Source organism: Agrilactobacillus fermenti (assembly GCF_047943045.1).
Classification (GTDB): Bacteria; Bacillota; Bacilli; order Lactobacillales; family Lactobacillaceae; genus Agrilactobacillus; species Agrilactobacillus fermenti.
In genome coordinates this window covers 193,291-214,031 of sequence record NZ_CP181347.1, presented here as the reverse complement: position 1 = coordinate 214,031, position 20,741 = coordinate 193,291, and the positions used below count along the sequence as shown (strand labels likewise).

Sequence of the window (20,741 nt, the reverse complement as noted above, 5' to 3'; positions counted from 1 at the left end):
TCCAATAAAATATTTATGGTACTATTTGTGTTTTGCTTCAAAGTCAGCCAAAAAATCGATCAATGCGGTCACGCCAGCTTCAGGCATGGCATTATAGATACTGGCACGTAAACCGCCTACGGAACGGTGACCCTTCAGATTCATCAAGCCCGCTTCAGCTGCTGCTTGGATGACGCTTTGATCAAGCTGCGCTTCACCAGTGGTAAAAGGCACATTCATCAAAGACCGATCAGACGCCTTGATAGAATTAGTAAACAACTGTGACTGATCTAAAAATTCATATAACCTCGCCGCTTTGCGCTGATTAATTCGTGTGATGCCTTCAACGCCGCCTTGGTCAGCCAACCACTGTAAAACCAAATTGGCAACATAAATCTGAAAGACGGGCGGGGTATTTAAAGCGGAGTCTTTCGCCGCTAATTCAGAATACGCAAGCATACTTGGCAAATTAAGCTGTTGAATGCGTTGTTTCTTAATAACAACAATTGTCAGACCGGCAGGGGCTAAATTCTTTTGGGCACCTGCATAGATCAAGTCAAATTTTGTAAAGTCATATGTCTGTCCCAAAAAGTTAGATGACATATCCGCTACAAGTGGTAGTGCAGTCGTCGGAACCGTATGGTAAGCAGTCCCTTCAATGGTGTTATTCGTGGTTAAATGAATATAATCATATTTGTTGGCGATCTGTGGCCAAACTGGCAGCTGCTGATAATGATCTTCCCGTGAAGAAGCCAGAATCTCTGCTGTGAGCTGAGGTAGTTTTTCAGCTTCGGCAGCAGCTCGCTGAGACCAATGGCCGGTATCAATAAAACCAATTCGATGAAATTGTGTAGCTAAATTCAGCGGTACAGCCGTAAATTGTAACGTTGCCCCACCCTGCAGCAGTAATACATCATAAACGTTGCTTAAATGCATCAAGTCTAATAGGCGTGCTTTTGTATCATCGATCAGGTCGACAATTGGCTGCCATCGGTGTGAAACTTCCAGAATGCTCATCTGCGACGCTTCAAAATTCGGTAATTCTTTTTGAACTCGCTGGATGACCGTCTTAGGTAAAACTGCTGGACCAGCCGCAAAATTGTAAACTGTCATATGCTTCAATCAACCTCCAAGTTATTTAATGAAACTTGCCAAAGACAAATAAAAAAGCACCCACAAATGTGAGTGCTCGGATGTATTTAATTATGACATCCCCTGACCCACTTTTTAAGCAGTAGGCCAGCGCATGTTGAAGTGGCCTACATCACCGAGATGATGAGGCCCATGAGACAACTAAATTATTTTGGCATCTAATTTGTATCTTCCAGGTTGTCATAATTAAAATCTCCTTAAATTATTAAAATTATATTAGCAAACGGATAGAAAGTTGTCAACATCTTTCGTAATTTTTGCTAAAATGAAGTAAATTCATCCCTAGGAGTCTAACTATGACAGAACTTTATCTCATTCGACACGGACGCACCGATGCGAATGATGCGGGTATTAAACAAGGTACCATCAATACCCCCAACACTTACTTGAACCAAACGGGTCAGCAGCAAGCGCAATTACTGCATCAATATTTAGACTTAGCCCAATTCACACACATTTATGCTTCACCGTTAGTACGGACCAAACAAACAGCAGCCATCTTAAACCAAACGGCACAACTTCCAATCACTTATGACCAACGCTTGCTGGAAATCTCATATGGCCTTTGGGATGGTCAAGCTAATATTGACTTAGAACGTCAATTCCCAACTTATTTCGATCCTGTGATTCACGATGTGCGGCCAAACTATGCCACCATCGCTCAGGGGGAAACTTTTCAGCACGTCGAACAGCGCGTTGCCGATATTTCCCGGGAAATCGTCCAAAACTTTCCCGAAAATAAAATTTTGATCGTGACCCATGGTTTTACGGTGCGTAGTTTTGCCATGAATGCTCTGCACCCTCAGACACAAGGCCTGATGGAACCAGATAATTGCTCTGTAAGTAAGCTTAGTATTGATGCCCAAACGCAAGCCCAACATCTCATTTACTATAACCGAACTGTAGCTGGATTTTAATTTTAGAAAGCTGGTGTCTCAGTGACTACCTTACATTTCACAACCTTGAATCATTTAGCCGATCAATTTAACCAGTTGCCGGCCGAACTCAGACAAACCCAAGATGTTCGGTATTACTATGCTCAATTACAGCATCTCCCAGCTGATGCCGCAGACTACCAAAAACAAATGGCGCTAGATGCTTTTAACAAAGTACTTGCCACTGTTCAAACACAGCAATCCCGGCAAAAATTATTAGCTCACTATCAACATTTAGCCAATCAATATGAACAGTTACGCAAACAATGGTCCTGGCAGCGACAGACAAACTTAATTTATCAAGATCTTAAAGACCACGTATCACAACTAACTACAGCTGAGTTAGCGCCACGCGTGACAGCTTTTGCAACCCAACTAACTGCAGATCTCAAACAGCAAAAAGCAGCAGCTCTCAAGCGAGCTGCTAGCTTGATCCAACACAGCCAACAATTACCAGCAACGATTCAAAGCAAACCCGCACTGAAATCGGCACAAGCTGCATTAAAACAAGGTTTAGCTGCTCGTGATTTTGAAACGATCCAACAGCAAAATATTATTTTAGCCAATATTTTAGCGCTGACGGCAAAAGATATTACCTTACCTTATATGCCCCAAGCTGTTACGTCCAGTGAACAGCCTCTTGTTACTGAGCCTAAAAAGTCAGGAACGCCTGGCTTGGGTGATCTAAAATCGGAAATTGATACTTCACCACTGTATTTTATGACGCCTGAAGATCTGGCTAAAGATTACCCCGAATCCGACCGTGGCTAAAATAAATCTAACGTTTTGTCTCAAGCTCTGCCAGCTCACTTCTTTTTATCTTGTTCATCTTGAATCTCTTGAATAATTTTGCCAATAGATTCAGCGCGTTCATGCTTATCTTGTGTGCGTAACTTCTTGAACTGGGCTTGCCGCTTGGCAAAAGCTTGCGTCTGTTCCGGTGTAAGTTTTGCTTGACTTGGCCGACCTTGACCGTGATCTAGCCGCTGTTGCATCCACGCTTCAAACTGTTGCCGCCGCAATTTTCTGAATTCATCTTTTGAGAGGCCCTTTTGTTTGTCCCTATCGCGTGGATTCACATTGTTATCTAACCAACTACCCCGGTCGTCTATCGCAGTCCTAACATTATCCAACCAAGTTTGAAACCCTTCAACTGGATCAGTCTCCGTTGTTGCCTGTTGGGTTTCTTTTGGTGTCTCTGTTTGAACTGACGCTGGTTCAGTTTTTACTGGTTCTGCTGCCACCTGTTCAGTGCTATCAACCTCTGAGTCTGGACGTTGGCGATTTAAGAAATCACGGAACTTCTTAAGACCATCATTGCCATCTAGTTTTAACAGATCTTGCCGTTGGTCTGGCGTTAATTGTTCCAAGTCATACATTTCTTGTCGCTTTTGACTATTCACAATAAAACTTGCAATAGGATCAACCAAGTAGAAAACCACCACGACACGAGGTACAAAATAAGCCAAAACCACAAACACAACTGACCCCACGGCAATTGCACGCGAACGCCCACCATAGATTTTCATATAAACTTGCTGCATATCCTGCTTATCCGTATATTTGAAATGAATAATGGCTTTAGAAAGTACCCGAAAAGATAAACTTAAAATAATCTGCAAAACACCATAAATAATCACTGTGATCCTCGTGGTGTTAGAAGCCATCATATTCGTTGTCAAAGGAACCAATGATAAAAATACCAAAAAAATGAAGTCATAAATTAAAATTCGATACGTCATATTCTCAATTTCATTAAAGACCGTGGCATGCTGATACCACATGTTGGCAACGTAAAAAAACTGATCATAAAAATGCCTGTTTCTTTTGCTAAATTGATATATGCCGGCCAACTGTCATGTAAAACTGCTGGCAACTCTAATACCATAATCGTAATGATAATTGCAATGATCGCATCACTGAACGCATCTAGCCGTAATTTGAGTTTTTCCAAAGTCGTCTGCCAACCCTTTCGCGCCAGTTATGTTGCTCTAAGTTTACCTGGCGCTTATAATTTTAATCAATTGCGATTGTGCCACAATTACTAGCAAAATTAAAGTAATTTTATTGGAGGAAATTCATTTTGAAAGGTGCGCATTTATTTCGTCAAGCTTTCAACGCTTTTTTTAAACATTGGGGCGCGTATACGATTCTTATTTTATTTATGAATATCCTCTTGGCTGAGCTGATCATTCCGATCATGACCTGGCTAGCCAGCTTAATTCTCAAATATAACCGAATACCATTTATTTCTTATACAAATATTGGCAGGATCTTCACGAGTAAACCACAGGCACTTTTAGAACTGATTATTTTATTACTTCTAGTTCTAACGCTTGTTTTTTACCAATTCATGTTTACCTTTCAAGGTATTGAAAAGATTCGTATCAATCAGCGCCAAAATTTATTTGTCTTAGCTCGCGATAGTTTCATCAACTTAAAAAACTTACGGCCTAGTACCTTTTTATTTTTTATATTCTATTTTATTTTAGTCTTACCATTTGCTAGGATCATCTTGAACTCACCGTTGTTAGCTAAAGTGCGTATTCCTGAATTCATTGAAACGTTCTTATATGCACAGCCGTTATATGCCGTTTTAATGACCTTATTTTACATTGGCCTCGCCTATGTTGGCCTCCGCCTGATCCAAGTGCTACCGTTGATGATCTTACATCAACGCCCCGCCTTTACCGCGGTCAAGCGCAGCTGGCAACTAACACGACGCAATACTTGGCGCTATTTGTGGCGACTACTCGCCCTTTCGGTTCTGAGTACGCTATTTATTCTCGGTTTTACCTTACTGATCTATCTGCTCCAACTTTATCTGGACCAACAACATGCCCAAATTGCTTTTGCTGGCGCGGTTCTTAATATGGGGCTCGTGAATATTTGGCAAAAGTTTATCGGCGCTTTCACATTGGTTATGGTCAGTCTAATATTGATTCTAGCGCTAAATCGTCAAACTAATGGCTCGAGGCCAGTCCTGCCCCCAAGCCAACCCGTCAAGCTCAAACATTGGCTGCGTATTGGTGCATCGCTATTCGTTTCACTTTATTTAAGTATCAATATTCTGTTCAATATCTTTTATTTACAGGGCGTTGTTTTACAGCCACCCCTAACGATTTCCCATCGCGGTGTAGACGATGAGAACGGCGTCCAAAATACGATTCCAGCACTCCTTAAAACAAGTCGTGAAAAACCGGATTACGTAGAAATGGATATTCATGAGACCAAAGATCACCAGTTTGTGGTGATGCACGATGAGAATCTAAAAGCGCTGGCAGGTATCGATAAAGCGCCCTATCAGCTGACTTTGGCTCAATTGAAACAAATCACCGTTCGAGAAAATGGACACCAAGCTAAAATCGCCAGCTTTGATGATTATTTAGCCGCTGCCCAGCAGCACCATCAAAAGTTACTAGTAGAGATCAAAACAACGCCTCATGATAGTACCGGAATGCTGACTAATTTTATTCAAAAATATGAAACCACTTTATTAAAACACCACGACCGTATTCATTCCCTAGATTATTCAGTGGTTCAAGGGTTAAAACGCCGCGCACCTAAATTATTTGTCAGTTATATCCTCCCCTACAATTTAAGTTTCCCACAAACTAAGGCTAATGCTTATACTATGGAAGAAACCACATTGAACGAGCAGTTTGTCAAGGCAGCGCATCAGCGTCAGCAAGAAGTCTATGCTTGGACGGTCAATGACGATACTGAAATGACCCGAATGCTGTTCCTAAACGTCGATGGTATTATTACGGACAATTTACACACGCTAAAGGCAACGATCAAAACTGATACGCGGCACCCCAGCTACGCCCAATTACTGCTGATTTATATTAATGAGCTGCAAGTCGTCAATGATCCGACCGGTACCCCAGAAAATTAAGGTTTAGTCTAACTACGTAAACGTTTATAATAAAAGTAATTATATTTATGTGACGGGAGGATATACGGTGGCATTTAAACATAGATCTGGCAAAGATGAAACGACGACACAAAAAAGTCCCAAAATCGACTTAGCTAAAATTAAAGCTGAAGACAATCAGCCCCAAGCGACGCCCACAGTCGCTGCCTCTGAAACACAAGCTAATATCTCTGCCGAAAAAATTCGCACCCAACTGACCACGGCTAGTAATACCGACCAAAAAATACAGCATCAAGCGGCAGCCGCTGCGCCCCGAGGGCATCAAGACAGCGTGGCCCAATTAACTAGTCTTCGTCAAGAAGCCGAGAAGAAAGTTCAACGGCTCATATCAGAACTGGATCAAGCAACGTTTACGCTCAAGGATCGCCTACTGCAAGAACAACAAGCTTTGACCAAAATCACGCATAAATTGTCTAATAATCTGCAAACTGAGCTGGCTGGCGGTACCAATGCCTTTGACACAAATAACCTACATCAGGCACAGCAGCGCGATCTGAATGAATACCAAGCAAAGCTGCAACAAGTTAAAACGCTGCAAGCAACTTATTTCAATGGCAGTACTTTTGTGCGCCCGCTATCTTTCAATCCCAGGGTCAGCTACTACATCCTAAGCCCAGATTTAAAAGCTGATCTAAGTGAAGTGGACCGTTTCTCCCTACGTCGTCTAAAGGAAACTTTTAGTGCGCATGGGGTGACTTTAAACGCCATCACAACCGCCTATAATGCTGATTTGACTCACGTTTGGGCTAGTTATCAAGATACTGGCCTAGTGGCACCTAAAGCAAAAGTTATCAATATGTATCAAGATTTACAAACAAGTGCCATGGAGACGCCTGTCCAAAGGGTACCCGTCCCAGATCAACCAAATTGGATCCACCACATTGATGGTAACAGTGAAGTAATCACAGACCAACATCAGACTAAAATTATGACGATTCGCCGCCGGGAAGATCATTCTTTGTGGTTGATCACGTATTACTTCAATAGCCAACCTATCAAACGAGATATCTTTGACACTCATGGTCAACTTTCTGCCACCCAAATGATTGATAAAAAAGACGGTCAATCTGTAACCAGCGAAACATTTTATCGCGACAACGGCTCCATCGCCCTAGTTAAAGAATATGATCACGATAGCGTTCAGATTCAATTATTAAACGAAGCCAACATTCTTATGAATATCTTTACTTCCGAACAGGAATTGATCAGTTGGTGGTTAACGAATCGCGTGTTCAAGACCGATAGTTGCATTGTCTTAGGATTAACCGACCCACTACTCGCACAACTCAGTAAGCTGCATTTACAACACCTAGAACTGCTGCCGCTGGTGACTGACAAAGACTTAGGCACACCGGCGTTTGAGGCATTATTCCAAGGCCAACAAACGATTAGTAATATTTTAGCTAGTTCAGTGACTGTCAATCAAGCTGTGGTCAAGTACATCAATGATCTTCGTATTTCAACGATTATTCCAACCAAAGCCACCACCCAACCTATGAACGTTATTTTGCCGAAACTTTCGTAAATTGATCTGAAATTCAAACAACCAAAAAACCGCCAAATAGATATCATGTTCTGTTTGACGGTTTTTTATTAATTAATGAATTTATGTGCTATACCAGAGATAACGTCTGATAATCAAACACAAAAAATAACCGCAAGTATCCAGACTAATAACGCCCCTTTTTAACGGCTAAAGTCTATAATAGAACTAATTTAAGCACGTACGAACTTTGGGGGCGTTCATATGACGGCAATTCTAACAACTGAAAATCTAACTTATCAAGTCCAAGATCACTTAATCTTGGACCAAATCAATTTGTCATTTGCTAAGGGTCATTACGTCACGATTCAAGGCCAATCAGGATCAGGTAAGAGTACGATTCTGCGCCTATTGGCCAATTTGATCTCGCCAACAGCTGGACAGATTCGCTTTAACCAGCAGCTGATTACCGAACTAGACCCGATCCAATATCGGCGGCAAGTATCTTATTGTTTTCAGCAGCCCGTTCTCTTTGGCACGACTGTGGAAGATAATTTGCGTTTTCCTTTTATCGTCCGTAATGAACCTTACGACCAAAAGCGTGTAGTGGCTGCTTTAGCTGCTTTTAACCTGTCCAGTGACACTTTAACTCAGAAAAAAGAAGCCCTATCTGGGGGTGAACGGCAACGCGTTGCTTTAATTCGCAATGTGATCTTCCACCCACAAATCTTACTCTTAGACGAAGTCACTACCGGATTAGATGAAACCAATCAACAATTGATTTTACAGTGGTTACAGCGCCTCAATCAAAGTTACGGCATCACTATGATTGCTGTTACTCACGATGCCACTGAACTCGCACAAGCTAAAACGTTGGTCAAAATCGAACACGGTCAAGTTACGGAGGTTCGTACCCATGCATAATTTACAAGTTAGCAATATGACCCTATTATTATCCGGATTATTGGTTCTGATTGCCTTATTGCTCAGTTATCGTCAACGCATCGGCTTAGAAAAAGATATGATTATTGGCGTTATTCGTGCCGTTATCCAGCTATTTATCGTAGGCTATGTTCTAAAATATCTCTTCCGTGTCAACAATGTTTGGCTGACGTTAGCGATGCTGTTAGTGATCATCATCAATGCAGCTTGGAATACAAAAAAGCGGGCTGATCATATCAGCCACGCTTTTGAGATTTCTTTATTAGCTATTTTTGCCAGCACTGGTGTTACCTTAGGCGTCTTGGTCATTTCCGGCTCCATCAAATTTATCCCCGCTCAAATGATTCCAATTACCGGCATGATTGCCAGCAATACCATGGTCGCCATTGGTCTATGTTACCGCAATATGAACCAATCTTTTGCGGATCAACGCCAACAAGTTTTAGAAAAATTGGCTTTGGGAGCCGACCTACATTTGGCGTCATTATCTTTGATCAAAGCCGCTATCAAAACTGGCATGTCCCCAACGATCGACTCTGCCAAAACAGTTGGCCTCGTCAGCCTCCCCGGCATGATGTCGGGCCTGATTTTCGCCGGTGTCGACCCCTTACGCGCCATCCAATATCAAATCATGGTCACTTTTATGCTGATGTCGGCCACTAGCATTGGCTCGGTGATTGCTTGTTATCTTGGCTACCGCTCATTTTATAACGATCAAAAGCAGTTGCTTTGATCCAGCTCTAATGCTACTTTTTATGCTTAAAATATAACCAAACAGGCAAGGCTATTAGTAGATTGATGATCAATGGTAATGCACAGTATAGCCAAACGCGCCAGCCGGAATAGCCTTCAATCCCCACAAAATAGCCAATTAAGATCAATGTTATCAATAGACCTGCAATTGGTAACCCATATATGAAATAGTGTCGCATCTGAATGATCACACGCTTTGAAGCCATCACTTAGACCACCCTTCAAAACTAAGATCTAGTTTGAACAAAAATCGAATTATGTGCCCAATTTATGACTAAACTTCAAATTTAATTTGAACAATGTATGCACTGGGTAGCGACCTACTTAGCGCTATGATAAATTGGAAATGGTATCAACCGATTATTAGTAAGATTGTGTGGTGTGATATGACAAAAATACGGCAAAAATATCAACACTTCTGTTATTGGTATGCTAGTGTTTCCTTATGGCAACGTATGCTGTGCAACACGCTGCTTTTTTCACCAGTGATTATTAGTTCATTGATCGTACATAGTTTGAGATCAGCGATTTTGTATTTCACAATAGGCATTAGCATCGCTATTCTCTACACGTTAAGGAATTTATAATGCTGCTGATTTAACAAAAGGTATGTCTAAATAAATGCGTAGAGCCTGCAGCTACTTTTTGAAACAAATATTTATAAGCAGATTCTAAAAAGTGTTTGTTTTGTAATGAGAGTGAGACAAAAGGCGCCCAGCGCCTGAGCACCAACAAGAATTACGAGAAATGGTGGCCTTTCCATTTGAGTCATTCGTCGTTGAGTGAGGGCGTTGCCTTTTGGAACACGTTTAAGCAATAAATATTCGTAATTAACAAGTGGCTGAAAACAAAACGTTAGTTTTGTCTCAGCCACTTGCTTATGAACCGGGACAGCAATCAAACGGATCCACCGTAAAGAGAGAGTAGGAGAATGGAGAATGGAGAATGAACCAAACGCGAAAAATGGGTGTTGCCCTATTTAGCTTGATTATTCTAATAGCGATAGGGGGGTGCAGTGGAAAAAAGAAGACTACGACAACAAATCACCAGTTTTCGCCAATCACCTATCTGCAAAAAGCAGATCGAAAGACTATTGCGTCGAATAAACGTCAAGCGGCTAATCAATATCGTAATGTGCCTACGTTTCAATATGAAGATCAGAGTTCATACGTTGCATTAGTACCAAAGAACTTGGAAATAGCTAATCAGCAAGGGATTTATTTTATTCTTGCACGTGTTGTACAAGCGACGCCAATAACAGTTTCTATGCTACAACCCAGGACGCAAGTAACCATGCGTGTCGGCGCTGTGCTTTCCGGTAAGGGCATAAAACCCAAATCAAAAATTAACGTTGTCTACTCAGGTGGATATATGACATTTACACAATTTAGCCAGTATTTTGCTGCTGAAAGAAAACCGTCTGGCTTGGCACCAAGTGACATGGTATTAACTCAGAGAACAGACCAATTTATGCCAAGTATTGGTGATACGATTGTTATTGGTGTGCGCCGCCTCCCATATAAAAACGGTTCTCAAGAATATCAAGCTGCCATTCACAAGGCGAGATTGACGACCGCATATGTGGTAGCACAACCAGACCGTTTGCAGTGGGATGTTAACTTGGTCAAAAGAACGATGCGCTCTCGTAATCCACAAATGCGCCAGCAAAGTGATATAAATCCCGGATATTTCAAAGACTTGAAAGGCATACAGCGAGAAATCAGTCATAAGCTGCATTTAAAAATTATTTCCTAGTGGCAGTAATTTTGTACCTGAGTACTACGCTAACGCCTTGCAATTTATAGGGGCTTTACGCAATTATACCTTTTTAATTATGCCAGATTTGACTTAAAGACGTTCAAATCATCAGTTTTCTCACCAACCTACCCGATAATTCGCACGCGCTAAACTAGAGCGTCCCTTCTGCCATTTTAGCTAATACTGGCAACGACGGGATGAAAAATTCGGCGCCGGTGATTGGCGTACTAAAGTCCAAAAGCCGATCACTTTTTTCAAACATATTATTTAACATCCTTAAGGTCACATTAAAATGCCGCGCATAGCCAATAAAGTAAGTGCCCGTCTGTTCAGTAGCTGGTTCAGAAAATGGCACGTTCATGCGGATGATCTTGTGTTCGATACCATCTTTATTATCCTGAGAAGCCACATTATGGGCATTCGGTGCTTTAGCGGCATCATCCAATTCTAAATCAGAGAACTTCTTGCGTCCGATTGCTGCTTCCTGCTGCTCAGTTGTTAATGCCTGCCAAGCAGCCATATTGTGTAAATATTTTTGAGCGAATGCATAAGAACCATTGATATAAGCTGGATCTTCATCACCAATCAAAGCATAGTCGGCAGCTTCATGGAAATCAGGGTTTTCTGTGCCATCAATGAACCCAATGATTGCCCGACCTTCAAAATAACGAAAGCCATGGGTCTCATCTTCTACTGTTGTCTCGTCTTTAATAAAAGTCATAATTTGCGCCATCACTTCATAAACAACTGCTTGCTCACCGGCTCGGACATGGAAAAATAAATCGCCCGGTGTCCCTGGTGCTGTATATTTAGGGCCTTCAACACCGCGGAATTCACGCAATTCTTTCGGCTTTTTCACATCTGGAAATAAATAACGCCAGCCTGAAGCGCTGATGCCAAAAGCTATCGCTAAGACACTTTTAGGATAACGGATGCGCATGCTTCGCGTAATAGCAGGTATCCTGGCAGCTAATTCTTGAAAAGCCGCTTTTTCCGCGGCTAAATTCTCCCGTTTAAATGATAACACTGTAAAATCGATATTTTCGCCGGCATCTTTATAGACATCTTGTGCTTCACCGATACTAATTGGCATAACTTATCCCCTCCAATGATTACACGCTGATTGTAGCATAAGTTGCTAAAATACTGGCATTTGACGACTTAAAAACATGAATACCAAACTAACAAAACAAATTATATATTTATAATCTTTTTCTTTGCCTTTTAACCTAGCTGGCCGTAAAATGACTTTGAAATAATTAGTAAGTTACGCTTGGGTTTGTTGAATTGGGGTGAAAAAAATGAGTCTTGTCTTTGGGGCTACCTCGTTAGCAGTCACAACTTTGTCACGTATTCAATTCGCAATGACCGCCATTGTTCACTTTTTGTTTGTCCCAACCTCAATCGGTTTGCTGTTAGCAACGCTAATTTTTGAGATGCTTTATGCTTATGGTCATCATGATACTGAAAAATGGGGCCGATTGACCTTATTCTTCAGTCGAATTTTCTTCTTTAGTTTCGCTACAGGTGTCGTTACCGGCCTAATCATGGAATTACAGTTTGGTATGAATTGGTCAGCTTTTACCAAGATGATGGGTGATATTGCTGGCGTACCACTAGCAATCGAAAGTATGATCGCCTTTTTTATCGAATCTACTTTAATTGGTATGTGGCGTTTCACTTGGGGCAAACTCAATAAACGCGTTCACGCTTGGTTCGGTGTGGCTCTATTGATTGCATCGATGTTCTCAATTGTTTGGATCATCAGTATCAACGCCTTCATGCAAAACCCTTATGGCTACCACATGGAGGGCAATCGAGCACGGTTGAATAGTCTGATCTCCTTATTACAAAATCCTCAGTACCGACCAGAAGTCCTGCACGTTTTGTTTGCAGTACTGATTCTTGGCGGTCTAGTTACTGCCGGTATTTCCGCTTGGCAGATCCTCCACAAACGCGATACTAAAGCCTTTAAAGCCGCTGTTCAAATTGGCTTATTGATTGCATTACCCGCTGCAATCGTACAGCCGCTGCAAGGTGATGATCAAGGTGCCGCTACAGCAGCGTTACAGCCGATGAAGTTCAGTGCCATTGAAGCGCGCTATGATAACGCTGGTTCTGCCACAACAGGGGCACCATGGGCAGCCGCCGCTTTAATTAATGAAAAAAATCGAACTGTTAAATCTATCGATATTCCAAAAATGGGCAGCTACTTTGCTGGCGGCCAGTTCACTGGCATGGTTCCTGGTATGAACACCATTGCTAAAGCTTACCATGCTAAATTTGATGCCAAAATTGCCAAGTCCTATGACGGCCAAATGCAGTACTATCCACCCGTTCACTTGCTCTACTGGACGTTACGCTGGATGGTCTATGCGGGCTACTTCTTCATTATCTTCACGATGCTAGCTACGATTATGCTCCATCGCAAGAATAAGGGGATTGAAGCGCACAAAAAGACTTTAAGAACACTGGGTATCATCATGTGGTTCCCATATTTGACCACAACATCTGGCTGGGTCGTCGCTGAAGTCGGCCGCTATCCGTTTGTCGTTTATGGCGTTTTAACACAATATGACAGTGTTTCTCCAAGCCTGACAGTGGCTCAAGTAGCAACGTCGATCACGCTATTTGCCCTTGCAGATATTTTCTTGATCACATCAATGATCACACTCTCTCATCGCGCTTTGAAGCAGGGCCTGCCAGAACTGACAGGTGACTACGCTGATGAAGCCGTTACTGTAGATCCGTTCTCAAAGGAGGCCTTCCATCATGCTTGAGTTGACAAACTTACAAGTCATCTTATTGGCTGTGATCGCCATCGAACTCGTCTTATTCTTTGTACTCAATGGTGCCGACTTTGGCGCTGGTGTGGCAACTTTATTTGCTAATAACGATGCCCAACAACGTAATGCTATTGTCAAAGTTTCTGGACCAGTTTGGGGTGGCAACGAAGCTTGGCTTGTTGTTGCGTTGGCAACAATGTTCGCTGCTTTCCCAGGCTGGTACAGCGCGCTTGCTTCCGGCTACTATCTCGTTTTCTTACTCGTTTTATTTTTCTTTATTTTCCGTGGCGTTGCTTTTGACTACCGCAACCAGTGGCATGCCAAGGCAATGAACCGTTTCTGGGATTGGGGCCTCTTCTTTGGCAGTCTCGTGCCGCCATTTCTGATTGGCTTGATCTTTACCTCAAGTTTTAGCGGGGTCCCGATTAAAAATGGGTTTGTGTATGCCAGCTTCTTTGATATTGTAACGCCATTCTCGTTGGTAGGCGGCTTGATGGCTGTTATTTTAAGCCTAGATATTGGTCTAGCTCGAGTCATAAAAAAAGTGCCTGTAAATTTGGCTACAAAATTAATGCATTATGCGCGTATTACCAATTTTCTAGTTTATCCTTTCTTCCTACTCGTATTGATTCTGTTACCGATGAAAACACACTTTTTTGCCAACCATCCCGCTGCTGTAACTTTCTTATTGCTGCTTGCAGCCGTTGCGACCATTGTTCAAACTTGGGCCATTCATAATTTCCACGCTAAAACAGCTTTTTGGCTGGCAGCCGTAATGATGGGTAGTTTTATTCTAAGTCTCTTCATTGGTGTTTTTCCAAATTTGATTGTCGGCGTGAATCCAGCAACCACGATCAACGCAATCAGTGCCGCCAGCGGTCGCGAGTCCCAACTTTGGGTGGCTTGGCTGCTAGGCTTCTCCGCCCCAATCATGATTATTGTTCAAGCTTACGCCTATCATCTGATCAACCACTACTACAATACGCCTGCTTCGGCAATGGATTACCAATTAGAGGTGACTGAACATGGCTAAAAAAATAAGTTGGAATATCTTTTGGGGATTGCTGGTCTTCTTTGTTTGGCTTTACCAACTCTTCTGGCCCCTGGTTTGGGTACCTCTTGTCGGGCATTTCTGGGGCTCCGTTATTCTATTCGCCTTTGATGGCATCATCTTAGCCTTTGCCATTCGAGCAACTGTGAAAGGTTATGGGCGGAATTAAAATTATCTAATAAAAAACGTCAGCACAGTGATGAACTGTAAGCTGACGTTTTTTATTCAACATATCCGTAAATTTACAACCCCAACATATCTTTTACATAAGGTAACAGGCTTTTATAGGCTTTATCGCTAATTTGATTCACAATTTCCCCATGCCGTGAAACAAAATCAAAATTCTGTAATTGCCATAGTGCAATATAACCTTTAACCCCATCCTTACGACCGCCACTTACTAAGATAGGTAAATAATGCGGGTTATTCACATACCTATCCGATGTGGTAATCGGCATTGCCAAAATCATGCCAGTTGCTCTTGTATAGCTATTTGAACTCATAACTACCATGTGTCTTCTGATATTACCACTTTTAAGCGCGTGTCCACCATATTCCTTACCTGAGTGTGGCTCTGCATCTATAATAACGATATCTTTTTGTTGTGGTAGTCTCACTCTTCTAACCGTTCCTTCCCAATTGGATCAAGCGGTTGTAATTCAGGGTCGTCTACCAAATCTTTTTGAAAGTCATATTGTAACCAATCAGGATCATCAAAAATATTTTGTTTCTCAACGGGCTGATAAACAATCGAGCCATCTGGCCGATTTTCAACTTTGTACTTACTACCCACACGATCTTTTAAGTCGGATGGCACTGTTAATACAAGACTATTGCCAGACTTTCTTAACGTCACCAATTTACTCACTTAAAATCACCTCATTTTTATTTCAGCCTAAGTATATCCTAAAATCAAAAGTATGTAAATACATATGTATATACATTATGAATGTATCAGCAAGTCTAATTCATCAGGATTTGTAGCAATAACGCCTTTATAGAGCATATTAAAAAGACTGAGCCAAATTACGGCTCAGCCTTTTTAATTAGACTAATTTTGATTATTTTAACAGACGTTTTCACCAAACGTTATGTTGCAAATGGCCGGCCAAGAATTGTTTCACATTATCGAACCCAATACTCAACAGACGTGCTCGGGTCTCAGTTGGTGCCCAGGCAACATGTGGTGTAATAAAGGTATTTTTAGCTGTTAATAAAGGATTATCGGCACGGATCGGTTCTTCAGCCACCACGTCCAACCCAGCCGCATAGATTTTACCGTCATTCAGAGCTTGGGCAACTACAGGTTCATCCAGTAAGCCACCTCTAGCCGTATTGATCAGGATAACCCCAGATTTCATCTGTGCAATGGCGACAGCATCAATCATTTTGGTTGTTTCTGGCGTTTGCGGTACGTGTAAACTGATAATATCAGCTTCATGATACAGCGTTGTCAGCTCTACTTGCGTTAGCCAAGGTTCAGAGACTGTTTTCGGCTTATGGTTATAAAAAATGACACGCATCCCAAATGCATGCGCAATTTTAGCCGTAGCGGCAGCAATGCGCCCATACCCAATCAAACCGATCGTCTTACCCATCAGCTCGATCAATGGCTTCTTCCAAAAAGTAAAATCTGGACTCTGAGCCCACTCACCGTCATGCACTGCTTGACTATGCAGTCCAACTTGACTGGTGATCTCCAATAATAGCGCGAAAGCATATTGGGCGATCGTTTCAGTACCATAAGTGGGAATATTGGTCACGGGAATATTGGCAGCTTGAGCAGCAGCCACATCCACGACGTTATACCCGGTAGCGAGGACCCCAATATACTGTAAATTTGGCGCTTGTTGGATCACAGCAGCATCTAATGGTGTCTTGTTGACCAGAACGATCTCAGCAGTACCGATTCGCTGCAAGATTTCTGCTTGATCGGCGTTATCGGTACGATCATAAACCGTTACGTCACCTAATGCTTCCAAACCAGACCAGCTTAAGTCACCGGGATTCAAAGCATGTCCATCTAAAACCACAATCTTCATTCTTTACCACCATTTCTCAGTAGCTTCAAAATCTACTTGTATTTTATCTGGAAAGTAAGGCCAGTGTGTCACGTTTATCGTGTCTCAATGGTTACTTGCCTAGGTGCTATTATAAGGCATTTTTAATCTTAAAGATAACTTTTATTCCTGATAGGAGGAAAGTTGGGATAGCTGGTAAGAAGATGACGGCTAAATATAAATTCATTGAGAGTGGTGCCGTTCCCATAACGTTGTTGAAAAACGGCAGTAGTGTGACAAAAATCGAGCTGACTGCCGCAAAAGCAACGGCCAAATTTAAGCGGCCATTTTCGAATGGCGGTCGTGAAAATAGTGTGTTTTCTGTCCGGGCATCAAAGACATGCCACAGTTGCCCAAAGACCAGCGTCAGAAAAGCAATCGTCTGTGCTTCAGGAATACCCATACCATTACGTGCCGCCCAAACGAACGCTAAGAAGACCATGATCCCCATGACGGCCCCGCGAATAAAGATTCGGACTAACATGCCATCTAAAATCGAAGCCTTGGTATTCCGTGGTTTTTGTCGCATCAGATCAGCCTCTGGTTCATCAAAGCCTAGGGCAAAAGAAGGCAGCGAATCACTGATCATATTGACCCATAAAACCATGAGTGCGGTCAGGGTTGGCGTCGTCTCTTGAATATTACCAATTGGCGCGGAGATCAGGACAACACTCAATACCAAAGCAAGTACTTCGGCCACGTTCGTGATGAGCTCTTGGCGAATAAAATTACGAATATTGGCAAAAATACGGCGACCGGCCTGCACCGATTTTTCAATCGTCGTGAATTTATCATCTAATAAGACTAAATCGGCTGCATCTTTGGTTACTTCGGTGCCATTAATGCCCATCGCTACACCGATATCTGCTGCCCGTAACGCCGGTGCATCGTTGATACCATCCCCTGTCATAGCGACAACTTCACCATGGCGTTGCAGCTGCTTGATAATACGCTGCTTATGTTCTGGTGAGACCCGGGCATAAACGTAGGTCTGCTGGACTTCCTCAAAAAGCTCATCGTTGGTCATGGCTTCAATTTCTTTACCTTCGATCACACTCGCATGTTTATCATCAACAATACCTAATTGATAAGCAATTGCTCGTGCCGTGGCTGCATGATCGCCAGTAATCATCACGACCTGTACCCCAGCATCATGTAAAATTTCAACTGAGTCTTGTACCTCTTCTCTTGGCGGATCAATGATACCAGCGATACCTAAGAAGGTCAGTTGTTGTTCTAGTTCGGCAACAGTTGCCTTGTGGGCGGTTTGTGCATCAACTTCACGCTTACTCACTGCCAAAGTTCGCAGCGCATTATTGGCAAATTCTAGAACTTTACTGTCTACCTTTTTACGATAACGCGCAATATCACGGTATTCATCATCTAGTTGGATCTTTTCAGATTTAGCTAAGATCACATCAGGCGCCCCTTTAGTGATCACAAAGTAGCGGTCCTGTTCTTGGATCACGACACTCATCATCTTACGCGTACTGTCAAAAGGCAGTACCCGAACCACATCAATGTCGCGATCATCATTTTTTTCTAAAAGGTCACTACGCGTGATGCCTGCTTTAGCAGCCAAAACGACCAAGGACACATCTGTTGGGTTACCATAAGGCTGCCACTTCTGATCTTCATCACGCATGATCTCGGCTTCATTATCTAAAACCGCTGCTTCTAGAAAGGCCCGATAATCGGCATCATTGGTTACTGGAATAATATCCCCCAGTGGTTCGTAGCCATTACCCTCGACTTGGAACGTGGCATTATTCGCCCAAAAACGGGTTACCGTCATTTGATTTTTAGTCAAAGTCCCGGTTTTATCCGAAGCAATATAAGAAGTCGCACCTAAAGTTTCCACACTACTCAAATTTTTGATCAAGCCATTATTACGGGCTAAAATCGTGGCGCCGATCGTCAGAACAATGGATAAGACCACCGGCATAGCATCAGGAATCGAAGCAACTGCTAGGGCAATTGCACCTGAAAGAATTTCCGGCAATTTACCAATATTGATCGTCCCGGTTCGGAAAAACTCCTTGCCAATATCAAACAAGATCGTAAAGAGTACGATGGCACCCGCTACGTACATCAGCTTTTTAGTCAAGGCGTTAACATTACGTTCGATCGGCGTTTTTTGCTGCTTTTCACCTTGCAATAGATCCGCGATCTTACCCAGTTCCGTTTGCATACCGGTGGCAACAACAACGCCGATACCACTACCATTGACCACGGTGGAACCGGAAAATCCCATATTGGTTCGATCACCTAGGTCTGTATCTGATGCCAATACATCGGTTGCTTTACTGATACCATCTGCTTCACCAGTCAGGTGGGATTCATTAACCTGCAGTTCAGAAACTTTGAGCCAGCGCACATCGCCTTCAATGAAATCGCCCATTTTAACGCTAATAATATCGCCAGGCACAAGCTTACTCGTATCCAAATCTTCCCAATTGCCGTCCCGCAACGTATGAATGTGATGATGGGCCATTTCTTGTAAGGCGTCGAGTGACTTTTGAGCACTATTCGCTTGATAGAAACTAATAAAAGCATTCACGAAGATCAGGATCATGATGGCGATCGCCTCATAGATAGCTGCCATCCCATGATTATAATCTTGAGTTACTCTAAAATCATATAAGGCACTCAACAAGGCCAAAACAATTGCAACCATTAATACAATAATGATTGGTTCCTTAAAGCTTGAAAAGAACAGTTTGACCTTAGAGACTGGTTCAGCTTGTCTTAATTGATTTGGTCCAACCTTTTCTAATCGCCGTTTGGCTGCTTTCGTACTTAGGCCTTCAGTACGCTCAACTTTCAAATGGTGTAAAACTTCTTTCGTCGACTTGTCAAAATATTTCATACACATCACCTCTTCAAATGGATTTCTACAACTTCGCCACGTTTTGGGTTCTAAATATCTACTAGAATTCTCAAAGTACGCTTTAGTCTAAAAAGGCGGCTGGGACAAAACTAACGTTTTGTTTTTAGCCGCTATTTGTTTGCGAACAATTAAATTTTAACCGTGTTCCAAAAAACAACACCCTCACCTAACTACGAATGGCTCAAATGGAAAGCCCCCCATTTTTCGCAATTCTTGTTAGTGCCCAGGTGCTGAGCGCCTTGTGTCTCGCACTCATCATAATTAAATATTTAGATAGTAGCAATTACTATAAATTAATTTTATCATATAAAAAACTTATTGTCATCCGAACAAAATAATTATATCTAAATTTAATCAGATTCACCTGTTTTGATCTTAAAATTATGTACCAACTTAGGCATAACCCACTGATCAGCATGTTCAATCAACGTACCATTAAACAAAAAAGAAAAAACGGTCGCTATATTAATGGCATAAATTTGCCGTGTTAAAATCACGCAAACGATAATTATGGTAATTGGCGGAATAAAATCAAGTAATTGTGATTTAGTAGCGTTCCCCCGCAAATACATAAACCGTAAAATATTCGTCGTATCATCATTCGGATGCATAAAAATATTTGCCCGTTGATAAATTGAAATCGCAATGCAAAAAATGACCACGCCTAAAACGGATAACACTGCCCGAATCAACCAGGGCCAAGTATTAATGCCAAAAAAAGTGAAAATATTAACAAATATGTTCACGAAATAACTAAAAAACAGCACGAAAACAACTTCACCAATAAAACGCGGAATATCAACGCGCCGAATCAAAAACTGATTTGTGATCGTATTAAACATGCCAAAGATAAATAAAAAGCCCCCGACACTCAGACCACTTAATGCATTTAAATTAACAGCCGCTGCTGTCCATAATCCAGATCCCACACCAGCAACAACACATAACCCATTACCAAAAGCATTGACCACTAGACCAATGATCAATGCAAAAATACGGGTTGTTAACGCGTTTC

Annotated in this window: 18 protein-coding genes and 1 pseudogene; 10 read left to right on the top strand and 9 right to left on the bottom strand. The window is 42.1% G+C overall.

The features are described 5' to 3' along the window. Positions 1–21: 21 nt before the first annotated feature. Positions 22–1,092 carry a 3-phosphoserine/phosphohydroxythreonine transaminase gene (gene serC / locus ACNAN0_RS01010; protein ID WP_416354213.1) on the bottom strand — a complete coding sequence of 357 codons (1,071 nt, stop codon included), beginning with the start codon at positions 1,090–1,092 and terminating at the stop codon, positions 22–24. 335 nt (positions 1,093–1,427) lie between these two features. Here serC and ACNAN0_RS01005 point away from each other — a divergent pair, with 335 nt between their 5' ends. Both ACNAN0_RS01005 and ACNAN0_RS01000 read left to right on the top strand, forming a co-directional pair. Next, positions 1,428–2,048, top strand: coding sequence for a histidine phosphatase family protein (locus tag ACNAN0_RS01005; RefSeq protein WP_416353595.1), 621 nt, complete (start codon positions 1,428–1,430; stop codon positions 2,046–2,048). 21 nt (positions 2,049–2,069) lie between these two features. Continuing rightward, a complete protein-coding gene (locus ACNAN0_RS01000) occupies positions 2,070–2,837 on the top strand; it encodes a hypothetical protein (protein WP_416353594.1) in 768 nt (255 codons plus the stop codon). A 35-nt stretch (positions 2,838–2,872) separates the two neighbouring features. Here ACNAN0_RS01000 and ACNAN0_RS00995 read toward each other — a convergent pair. After that, positions 2,873–3,954 (bottom strand): annotated as a pseudogene (locus ACNAN0_RS00995) (TMEM175 family protein). Positions 3,955–4,149: 195 nt separating this feature from the next. Here ACNAN0_RS00995 and ACNAN0_RS00990 point away from each other — a divergent pair. From ACNAN0_RS00990 to ACNAN0_RS00975, 4 genes are all read left to right on the top strand, one after another. Next, on the top strand, positions 4,150–5,964 hold the full coding sequence (locus ACNAN0_RS00990) for a glycerophosphoryl diester phosphodiesterase membrane domain-containing protein (RefSeq protein ID WP_416353593.1): 1,815 nt from the start codon (positions 4,150–4,152) through the stop codon (positions 5,962–5,964). Between the two features lie 67 nt (positions 5,965–6,031). After that, a complete protein-coding gene (locus ACNAN0_RS00985) occupies positions 6,032–7,528 on the top strand; it encodes a hypothetical protein (RefSeq protein WP_416353592.1) in 1,497 nt (498 codons plus the stop codon). 222 nt (positions 7,529–7,750) lie between these two features. After that, positions 7,751–8,410, top strand: coding sequence for an ATP-binding cassette domain-containing protein (locus ACNAN0_RS00980; protein ID WP_416353591.1), 660 nt, complete (start codon positions 7,751–7,753; stop codon positions 8,408–8,410). Continuing rightward, the gene (locus ACNAN0_RS00975; protein ID WP_416353590.1) at positions 8,403–9,161 is read left to right on the top strand and encodes an ABC transporter permease; all 759 of its coding nucleotides are present in this window, start codon (positions 8,403–8,405) and stop codon (positions 9,159–9,161) included. The genes ACNAN0_RS00980 and ACNAN0_RS00975 overlap by 8 nt, the downstream gene beginning before the upstream one ends. Before the next feature lie 13 nt (positions 9,162–9,174). Here the strand turns inward: ACNAN0_RS00975 and ACNAN0_RS00970 are convergent, their stop codons facing one another. Further along, entirely contained in the window at positions 9,175–9,387 is a 213-nt protein-coding gene (locus ACNAN0_RS00970; RefSeq protein ID WP_230914642.1) for a hypothetical protein, read from the bottom strand. Positions 9,388–10,126: 739 nt separating this feature from the next. Between ACNAN0_RS00970 and ACNAN0_RS00965 the strand changes: the two genes are divergently transcribed. Then, positions 10,127–10,936 (top strand): hypothetical protein, encoded by an 810-nt coding sequence (locus tag ACNAN0_RS00965; RefSeq protein WP_416353589.1) that lies wholly within the window; start codon positions 10,127–10,129, stop codon positions 10,934–10,936. A gap of 154 nt (positions 10,937–11,090) precedes the next feature. On the opposite strand, the gene ACNAN0_RS00960 is transcribed toward ACNAN0_RS00965, so the two are convergent. Further along, entirely contained in the window at positions 11,091–12,032 is a 942-nt protein-coding gene (locus ACNAN0_RS00960) for a Dyp-type peroxidase (protein WP_416353588.1), read from the bottom strand. A gap of 208 nt (positions 12,033–12,240) precedes the next feature. Here ACNAN0_RS00960 and ACNAN0_RS00955 point away from each other — a divergent pair, with 208 nt between their 5' ends. From ACNAN0_RS00955 to ACNAN0_RS00945, 3 genes are read left to right on the top strand one after another with little or no spacing between them, the layout of a single operon-like run. Beyond that, positions 12,241–13,719 carry a cytochrome ubiquinol oxidase subunit I gene (locus ACNAN0_RS00955; protein ID WP_416353587.1) on the top strand — a complete coding sequence of 493 codons (1,479 nt, stop codon included), beginning with the start codon at positions 12,241–12,243 and terminating at the stop codon, positions 13,717–13,719. Continuing rightward, positions 13,712–14,758, top strand: a complete 1,047-nt coding sequence (cydB, locus tag ACNAN0_RS00950) for a cytochrome d ubiquinol oxidase subunit II (RefSeq protein WP_416353586.1) — start codon at positions 13,712–13,714, stop codon at positions 14,756–14,758. Before ACNAN0_RS00955 ends, cydB begins: the two co-directional genes overlap by 8 nt. After that, the gene (locus ACNAN0_RS00945) at positions 14,751–14,945 is read left to right on the top strand and encodes a hypothetical protein (protein ID WP_416353585.1); all 195 of its coding nucleotides are present in this window, start codon (positions 14,751–14,753) and stop codon (positions 14,943–14,945) included. The genes cydB and ACNAN0_RS00945 overlap by 8 nt, the downstream gene beginning before the upstream one ends. A 73-nt stretch (positions 14,946–15,018) precedes the next feature. On the opposite strand, the gene ACNAN0_RS00940 is transcribed toward ACNAN0_RS00945, so the two are convergent. The 5 genes from ACNAN0_RS00940 to ACNAN0_RS00920 form a co-directional block, all read right to left on the bottom strand. Continuing rightward, a complete protein-coding gene (locus tag ACNAN0_RS00940) occupies positions 15,019–15,393 on the bottom strand; it encodes a type II toxin-antitoxin system PemK/MazF family toxin (RefSeq protein WP_230914648.1) in 375 nt (124 codons plus the stop codon). Then, a complete protein-coding gene (locus tag ACNAN0_RS00935) occupies positions 15,390–15,644 on the bottom strand; it encodes a hypothetical protein (protein WP_230914649.1) in 255 nt (84 codons plus the stop codon). Before ACNAN0_RS00935 ends, ACNAN0_RS00940 begins: the two co-directional genes overlap by 4 nt. Positions 15,645–15,855: 211 nt before the next feature. Next, on the bottom strand, positions 15,856–16,818 hold the full coding sequence (locus tag ACNAN0_RS00930; protein WP_416353584.1) for a D-2-hydroxyacid dehydrogenase: 963 nt from the start codon (positions 16,816–16,818) through the stop codon (positions 15,856–15,858). A gap of 109 nt (positions 16,819–16,927) precedes the next feature. Then, positions 16,928–19,705 (bottom strand): cation-translocating P-type ATPase, encoded by a 2,778-nt coding sequence (locus tag ACNAN0_RS00925; RefSeq protein ID WP_416353583.1) that lies wholly within the window; start codon positions 19,703–19,705, stop codon positions 16,928–16,930. A gap of 371 nt (positions 19,706–20,076) precedes the next feature. Then, complete coding sequence (locus ACNAN0_RS00920; RefSeq protein WP_416354212.1) at positions 20,077–20,709, bottom strand: hypothetical protein; 633 nt, start codon at positions 20,707–20,709, stop codon at positions 20,077–20,079. Between the last annotated feature and the right edge of the window lie 32 nt (positions 20,710–20,741).